15 protein-coding genes and 1 pseudogene are annotated in these 6838 nt (G+C 37.6%); 8 read left to right on the plus strand and 8 right to left on the minus strand.

The window, feature by feature from the left end:
• Positions 1-366: 366 nt before the first annotated feature.
• The 7 genes from MKP09_RS24995 (at position 367) to MKP09_RS25020 (ending at position 2785) form a co-directional block, all read left to right on the plus strand.
• A complete protein-coding gene (locus MKP09_RS24995; RefSeq protein WP_240833457.1) occupies positions 367-840 on the plus strand; it encodes an outer membrane beta-barrel protein in 474 nt (157 codons plus the stop codon).
• A 26-nt stretch (positions 841-866) separates the two neighbouring features.
• Positions 867-1052, plus strand: coding sequence for a hypothetical protein (locus MKP09_RS25000; protein WP_240833458.1), 186 nt, complete (start codon positions 867-869; stop codon positions 1050-1052).
• Between the two features lie 34 nt (positions 1053-1086).
• On the plus strand, positions 1087-1293 hold the full coding sequence (locus MKP09_RS25005) for a hypothetical protein (protein WP_240833459.1): 207 nt from the start codon (positions 1087-1089) through the stop codon (positions 1291-1293).
• Between the two features lie 231 nt (positions 1294-1524).
• Positions 1525-1617, plus strand: coding sequence for an alpha-L-fucosidase (locus tag MKP09_RS28515; protein ID WP_394801141.1), 93 nt, complete (start codon positions 1525-1527; stop codon positions 1615-1617).
• Positions 1598-1810, plus strand: a complete 213-nt coding sequence (locus MKP09_RS25010) for an alpha-L-fucosidase (protein ID WP_240833460.1) — start codon at positions 1598-1600, stop codon at positions 1808-1810. The genes MKP09_RS28515 and MKP09_RS25010 overlap by 20 nt, the downstream gene beginning before the upstream one ends.
• Positions 1811-1986: 176 nt before the next feature.
• Entirely contained in the window at positions 1987-2325 is a 339-nt protein-coding gene (locus MKP09_RS25015) for a hypothetical protein (RefSeq protein ID WP_240833461.1), read from the plus strand.
• A gap of 13 nt (positions 2326-2338) precedes the next feature.
• Positions 2339-2785, plus strand: a complete 447-nt coding sequence (locus tag MKP09_RS25020) for a discoidin domain-containing protein (protein ID WP_240833462.1) — start codon at positions 2339-2341, stop codon at positions 2783-2785.
• 122 nt (positions 2786-2907) lie between these two features.
• On the opposite strand, the gene MKP09_RS28520 is transcribed toward MKP09_RS25020, so the two are convergent.
• Complete coding sequence (locus tag MKP09_RS28520) at positions 2908-3006, minus strand: hypothetical protein (protein WP_394801139.1); 99 nt, start codon at positions 3004-3006, stop codon at positions 2908-2910.
• Positions 2978-3163: a hypothetical protein gene (locus tag MKP09_RS25025; protein ID WP_240833463.1), complete on the minus strand. Its 186-nt coding sequence runs from the start codon at positions 3161-3163 to the stop codon at positions 2978-2980. The genes MKP09_RS28520 and MKP09_RS25025 overlap by 29 nt, the downstream gene beginning before the upstream one ends.
• A 945-nt stretch (positions 3164-4108) precedes the next feature.
• Here MKP09_RS25025 and MKP09_RS25030 point away from each other — a divergent pair.
• Positions 4109-4668: pseudogene (locus tag MKP09_RS25030) on the plus strand (FAD:protein FMN transferase).
• A 167-nt stretch (positions 4669-4835) separates the two neighbouring features.
• Here the strand turns inward: MKP09_RS25030 and MKP09_RS25040 are convergent.
• From MKP09_RS25040 to MKP09_RS25060, 6 genes are all read right to left on the minus strand, one after another.
• Positions 4836-5282 carry a 23S rRNA (pseudouridine(1915)-N(3))-methyltransferase RlmH gene (locus MKP09_RS25040; RefSeq protein ID WP_317235496.1) on the minus strand — a complete coding sequence of 149 codons (447 nt, stop codon included), beginning with the start codon at positions 5280-5282 and terminating at the stop codon, positions 4836-4838.
• Positions 5283-5486: 204 nt separating this feature from the next.
• Positions 5487-5693: a glycoside hydrolase family protein gene (locus tag MKP09_RS25045; RefSeq protein ID WP_240833465.1), complete on the minus strand. Its 207-nt coding sequence runs from the start codon at positions 5691-5693 to the stop codon at positions 5487-5489.
• Positions 5694-5790: 97 nt separating this feature from the next.
• A complete protein-coding gene (locus MKP09_RS27170; protein WP_262915721.1) occupies positions 5791-5919 on the minus strand; it encodes a hypothetical protein in 129 nt (42 codons plus the stop codon).
• A 31-nt stretch (positions 5920-5950) separates the two neighbouring features.
• On the minus strand, positions 5951-6160 hold the full coding sequence (locus tag MKP09_RS25050) for a hypothetical protein (RefSeq protein WP_240833466.1): 210 nt from the start codon (positions 6158-6160) through the stop codon (positions 5951-5953).
• Positions 6161-6297: 137 nt separating this feature from the next.
• Positions 6298-6456 carry a hypothetical protein gene (locus MKP09_RS25055; RefSeq protein WP_240833467.1) on the minus strand — a complete coding sequence of 53 codons (159 nt, stop codon included), beginning with the start codon at positions 6454-6456 and terminating at the stop codon, positions 6298-6300.
• Positions 6457-6621: 165 nt separating this feature from the next.
• A partial coding sequence (locus tag MKP09_RS25060; RefSeq protein ID WP_240833468.1) for a hypothetical protein occupies positions 6622-6838 on the minus strand: 217 nt, incomplete at its 5' end.

A 6838-nucleotide genomic window follows, 5' to 3' on the forward strand; every position in this document is an offset into this window, starting at 1 on the left:
TATTCATCTTACTGAGTAGTAACTGGAGCTTGTTTGGAAATTGTACAAATAGGTCAGCCTACAGGTTTTAAGAGGTCTATTAAGGTGCCGATTTGTTTTTAAGCATGATTAAAAAACACTATCTATGCATTTATTTTTTAAATCTAACCAAGCTTTGTAAGATTATCTGCTATATCGTTTCTTTAACTTAAAAAAATCCCCACGCACGATATGCGTAGGGAATACATTTATAAAAAGAAGAATATCAGGCTGCAAAACTTTACCGCTTTCGAATACACTTTTATTGGTTCGATAAAATCAAAAAAACTGATTCCCCCTGACCAATGATCTATTATATTATCAGGCCAAGCCTGTGTTTCATCAACTTTGGCATGGTTTTGTTTAAATGTTATAAAACAACCCATTAAACCTTATCGTTATGAAAAAAATATTCAATTTAACCGCGCTTTTTTAGGTATTACAATTGCTGGACAAGCGCAAGGCTTTGCCGTTAGCGACAAAGTAATGATTGGCCATAGCTGGACCGTTGGTAACCGAAATGATGAAGACCTGAAACGCGCCTTTCACCCTACTGTCGCATTTGGACGCAGTATTGTTTATAATTTCAGCGACAATGTGGGTATTGGCCTTGGAACTTTCTTTAGTACAGAAGGTGGAAGTTTTAAAATTGATAATGATAGTGAAGCCAAAAAAGCTGAACAGCGTATGAATTATATTCGTATACCACTTGGCGCTATGTTCACTTTTGGAGACCCCGCCAATAAAGTAAGGCCACGCTTAGGTATTGGAGGATCTGTTGGATTTTTAGTTGGTGGTAAAACTTATTTTGTTCCCTTTTAATCAGTTTAAAAATTGGAGATATTGAAATGGCTTCATTTAAAAATGCTTACACCCAGGCTCCTGCCTTTCGAAAAGGAACTATAATCAGTTGGCATCAGGACGGAATTTTCTTTGCCCGTATGGGAATGAAACATGAAGCCGCAAATTATAACACGAAAAAATTAAAAGATAGCGAAAGGCGATTTCCTACTTTTTTGGGGGCCGGGCCATGATTGGACGCCTGATCATAACTGGGGCGGCTCCGGAATGATAGGATTACAGGAAATGCTATTGCAGACTGTCGGAGATAAAATTGCTGTGCTGCCTGCCTGGCCGCCAGATTGGGATGTCTCTTTTAAACTGTCTGCGCCGCATAGTACTATTGTAGAAGTTGAGTACATAAAAGGAAAGTTTAGGATGCTGAAAATTACGCCTGTAGCACGTCAAAAGATATCATTTTGCCTGAACGTATAGCCCCTTAACCCACTACATAGTAAAAAAAATATGAAAATGGACGAATATTATTTTGCTTTTTATTGGCGGCGCTGGTTGCAAAAACAGGAAGTTCACAGTCCTGTATTTCAACTGAACAATTAAAGCAGGCCGAGAGAGGTATGGCATGTTTATCCATTTTTGGAATAAATACATTTAATGAAACTGAATGGAGTAACGGTAAACTGCCTGTAGCTTCCACAATCCCGATCAATTGGATCCAGACCACGGGTAAGAACAGCAAAGGAAGCGGGGTTTAAATATGTAATACTAGTAAGCAAACATCATGACGGATTCTGCTTGTAATAGTAAATATACAGACTATGATGTAGCCGCAGCACCCATAAAAACAGATGTGGTAGCTGGTGTTTCTAAAGCCTGTAAAAAGTATGGATTGGCGTTCGGAATCTATTACTCACTGTGGGATTGTCAAGAGTCCACATATAACGACAAAAGACTGGAAGTATGTAACTATATAAAACCAGCTTACGGATGTTGACGCAATACGGCAGCATCTGTGAACTTTGGTTTGATGGCGCTTGGGCTAAACCGAAGCTGATTGGCACTTGCCAGAAATATATGCTCATATTAAAAAGATTCAGCCCAACTGCCAAGTGACTACCAATCATACCATACAGCCCCGGTCAGCCGCATGGTATTCGGCATCCCAAAGACATGCAACATGGCGATATTATCCGATTTTTCCCAAGTGATTTTCGTACAAAAGATCCCAATCTGGCCCGCTGGGACGATCCCAAAGTTTTCCTGGAAAAAATGACAAGGACTATTATATGCTTTTCGAGCATACGCTATGTTTATCTGGAGCGGTGGAACTGGTTTCAAAAAGAAAGCAGTAATCCTGCTCGTTCGGTTGACGAATTGGAAGAGCTGTTTTATTGGTGTACTGCAAATAATAATATAATGATCCTGAACGTTCCACCGACCAACACGGCCAGATACGCGAACATGAACGTCTTCGATCCTGGAGCTAGCGGACCGAGCCAGCATCCGTAATGGTGGAAAGCCATTGCCTGCTGGATATGAGAATCTTGCTTTTAACACGTCGATTGCAGCAAGCAGTACTGCAAATGAAGACAAATTCAGCGCGGATAAAGCAAACGATTACAGCCTTGAGACATGGTGGATCGCTGGCGACAGTGTGGCCGAATTAGAGATGCAATTGCCGGAGCATCTGCCATTTAACCGGCTTTCTATTTTTGAATATTCTGAAAATAAGGCGTTGAGCGACGGGTTTTCAACAATAAGGACATATCATATAAAAGAATATGAGATAGAAATTTTTAATAAAAATAAATGGGAAACAATCTATGTCGGTGATCAGGTCGGTGCCTGCAAGATTATTCAGCTACCAGAATACAAGACAGCTTCAGCTATTAAACTCAAAATTACAAAAGCGCAAGGAAAGCCGGGAATCTGCTTATTTGCAGTTAGCAATACTCAATCAAAAAAATGAGAATGGTGACGAAGTAATCAGTCTTATTGATTTACATCCGACAAACAAGAATTTCGGAAGCGGCGCATTCTCTAACACTATAGAAGGCCGGATTTCATTAAGAACAAGTCCATAAAACAGTATTATTTACTTCTAATGATTTTAAAAAAGGGTTCTTTTGATTTTGATTGCCTGTTTTTTTGCCAGTCAAGCTTATAGATATCGGTGTCCCAAAACAGCACTTTTCTGAACCAGGCTAAATCCGAGTCGCTTCTCTAACTTGTCCGACACTTTCTTTACTTCATAACCCTGGAGTATCATAAAGTAATCGTTAGCCGTATTAAACTGTTTTGCCAGCTTTATAGATAGATAAGGGGTGATGCCTCTTCTTTCATTCAAAATGGCACTGATAGTCTATCTGTGTTCATCAATCTTTCAGCTAATTCTGTACCACCCATCCCAAGAGCTTTCAATTCTCTTTTAAAAGAGCACCAGGATGAATGCTACAGTAGTAAACAAATACGTTTACTTTTATTGCCCTTGATGGATAAGGTATTTACAAAATTGACTTTCAATTTTCAATGCTATTTATTAATTTTATTATAAAGCGGAACCTATTTTACAATTGAACAATTCGTTGAATACCGAAAGGTCAGTCTTATAACTAATTGATATATAATTTATTAAGGATAAGGGCGCAATCCCGCCCTCACCGCCAAAAGAGATTTCCCAAACTTTTCAAAGTTTCTAAAAGTATTAAAATCCTGTAATTATCAATGAGTTACAGGATTTTTTTATTTTTAAGGATCTGCCAAATTTTAAAAAGTGCACAAAATAATTGTGGTAGAATTATGGCACTTTTAACCATTGATGGGATTACCAGGGAAACTTCCACGAAACGAAAATGGACTGCAAATCGGTAAGGTTAACGTTAAGTTATAATAAAGACAAGTAAAAATGGCCATTTTTGTTTACGCTAATATCGTAACTGATTTTCTCATTGTACATGATAATTTTGAATATTACTAATTTGATTTTTTTAATGGGACGATTTTTTTATATACTTTTTCTTACAAGCTGCTATTTTTTTCTTTCATCAGCTAGGGTTAATATTAATAAAGAATGGATTATTACAGGTCATGCGCAAGGAACTACTTATCGCATCATTTATGTTGCGCCAGCGAAGATGATTCAGCAAAAAGATATTGATCATTTGCTTAATCGATTGGACAGTTCCATTTCAATATACAAACCCTATTCAACTATTAGTTCGTTTAACAAAAAGCGAAAAAGGGTGTTCCCATCGACCAGCACTTTCGTGCTGTTGTAAAAAAGTCCTTTGAAATATATAAAAATACACAGGGATTGTCAGATATATCCGTGAAGCCTTTAATTGATGCCTGGGGATTTGGGGTTCATAAATCGAATAATATTCCTGATGAAAAAGTATTAAGCAAATACTTGATCGTGTTGGACAGAACAAGTTATTGCTGAAGGGCGATTCGTTAATAAAATCGAATCCTTTAACGCAGATAGATGTTAATGGAATAGGGCAAGGTTATGCAGTTGATTTGATTGCAGATTTAATGGAAAAAAGAGATCGCAAACTATCTTGTGGAGCTGGGTGGTGAACTAAGGATTAAAGGTGAAAAAGTAGTGGAAAACGTTTTAAAGTAGGAATCGGTGCGGTTACCAATGATGAAACCATGCAGGTAATTGTTTCTCCTGACGACGGCGCTGTTACTACTTCTGGTAATTATATTAACTATCGGATGAAGGGCAATAAAAAAATATCTCATATAATTAATCCACAAAACGGAAAGCCAATCGACAATGAAATGATCAGTGTTACTGTATGGGCTAAAGATGCCATAACTGCAGATGGATATGATAATGGTTTTTAGCAATGGGATTAAAAGAAACCTTGAAGTTTCTTAAAAATAAAAAAGAATATAGGAGCATATATAATTTATAAAAAACCAGACGGGACGGTTGCAGACACCTCAAGTAGATACTTTTGGAAACACGTTAAAAAATCGAACTAATTATTGGTGATGATATTTTTCATTTTTTAGAATGGTACAAGCTCTGTAAACTTGCTCGCAAGTATAAGGCGAACCAATTGATGCGGAAATACAAGTTTTGACAAACTCCATTGTAAATTAGATCTTTTCAGAACGGCTTCATGAATACCGAAAGCGCCGCCGATCAAAAAAACAATTCTTTTTGCAGATATATTAGCGCAGTGCTGAATTTGCTGCGATAAACCTTCCGATGTGAGTTGTGTACCACGCTCATCAAGCGCAATTAAAAAATCTTCTTTCAGAAGCTTTGAAAGTATTACTTCGCCTTCATTTTTCTTAATATCATCTATACTCATTTTGGCCGCATTCTTGACGGGAGCAATAATTTCCCATTCAAGTTTAAAATAATTGTTGATTCTTTTAGAAAAAATCTTCAATACCAGCCTTGACATAAGTTTCATGAACTTTGCCAATTGACAAAATGCAATCTTCATTAGAAATAATTTGTGCACAAATTAACGAAGCTGAATTGGATTAATATAAGGTCGAATTAAATTTTACCAGTATAATCTTAAGATGTTTGTTTTAATGGTATCACCATATTCCAGGTCTTATCTACCTGGTACATACCAGGCCCTGTCCCGGTTGCGGCAAATAGGTGCGTAGGTTTTCCGTTTTCAAACAGCAAAAACGGACGTTCAAAAATTTGCCATGTGAATGGTTTTCCCGTCATTCCATTTTAATGTGGCGGGAATATGCTTTACCGGATCGGATAATTTCCACTTAACACCATCATTCGAAGTTGCATGAATGCCTCCGCCTTCTTCTCCGCAAATATGGCCAAACCTGTCTTTCATAATTACCTCGTAATGATCGCCAGCCCACACACAAATGGATCTTCCCATCGTTGTCGGGTTGATTACTATTATGAAAACTGAAAACAGGTTCTTCTGAAAGCCTGTTGTACGGGCCGTTATAGCCGTTTTTGCTTAAAAGATGCGCCTAACAATAGCGGAGGCGTATGATTTTTGCTGAAGATTTATACATCAGGTAAACATCTCCGTCAGGCTTTACAACAGGCGAAGGATTTGAAATAATGGAAGCATCCCAATTTCCAGGTCGGGGTTCCATGAGCGGTTTGTCAACTCTTTTCCATGGGCCGTTAATGGAAGAGGCAACTCCAGTCGGTTCTTTTATGCATCCACGCTTTGTGTGCTCTTCCGTCAGCCCAAATATTTTCTTTGTCTTGTGGAATGGGAAAATCGTAAGTAACGCCTACATAATATAGAAGATATTCATTTTTATAACGTGTAATCCTTGGATTAAAAGCGCCTTTGCCATCGAACCAATGTCCACCTCTCGGCGGAAGCACAACTTCTGCAAAAACTATATGGTCCTTCAGGTTTATCAGATACAGCTCTCACTATTTCAGAATTCGTAACCCAGTTTCCAAACCACGTCTTTGACCATCTCGAAGCAAAATATGTGGTATTGTCCATTCCTCGCCTTTTATAACTGCGGATCCCAGATCCAATAGTCATTCATCATAAAACCGCCGCCAACAGGAGCCGGCAAGAGTCTGTCGATAAAGCTATCGCCCGGGTTGTTTAATCCATTTATAGGATTTGCACCTATTAACCCAGGGAGTATAACGCCTGTTGAAAGCAATTTTAAAAACTATTTCTTTTCATTGATTTGCTAAGTTATATATTTCATTAGGAACTTTTTATAGCCGGATGAAATCTATTTTTACTGTAAAAATTATATCGACTGATTTAACCTTAATATGATATTCATAAAATTAGGGCGATCAGTTCAGGCTTTTCATTCTTTTTATGATCCAAAAAAGAACCAGGGATTTAAGGAAGATAGCATCGTGTTTTGCATCGTTCCGCCTCTATAACTATTGCCAACGACGTCGTTATTTTGACCTAATGCCGAAAGCGCTAAGAATGAAAATATGAGGCAATAATAAGTTTTTTTCTTAAGCTTAAAATGTATAATATCATTTGTTCTAATTTCGTTTTGAAAGACTTTGCAATACTTTAAT

Source organism: Paraniabella ginsengisoli (assembly GCF_022513635.1).
GTDB lineage: Bacteria > Bacteroidota > Bacteroidia > Chitinophagales > Chitinophagaceae > Niabella > Niabella ginsengisoli.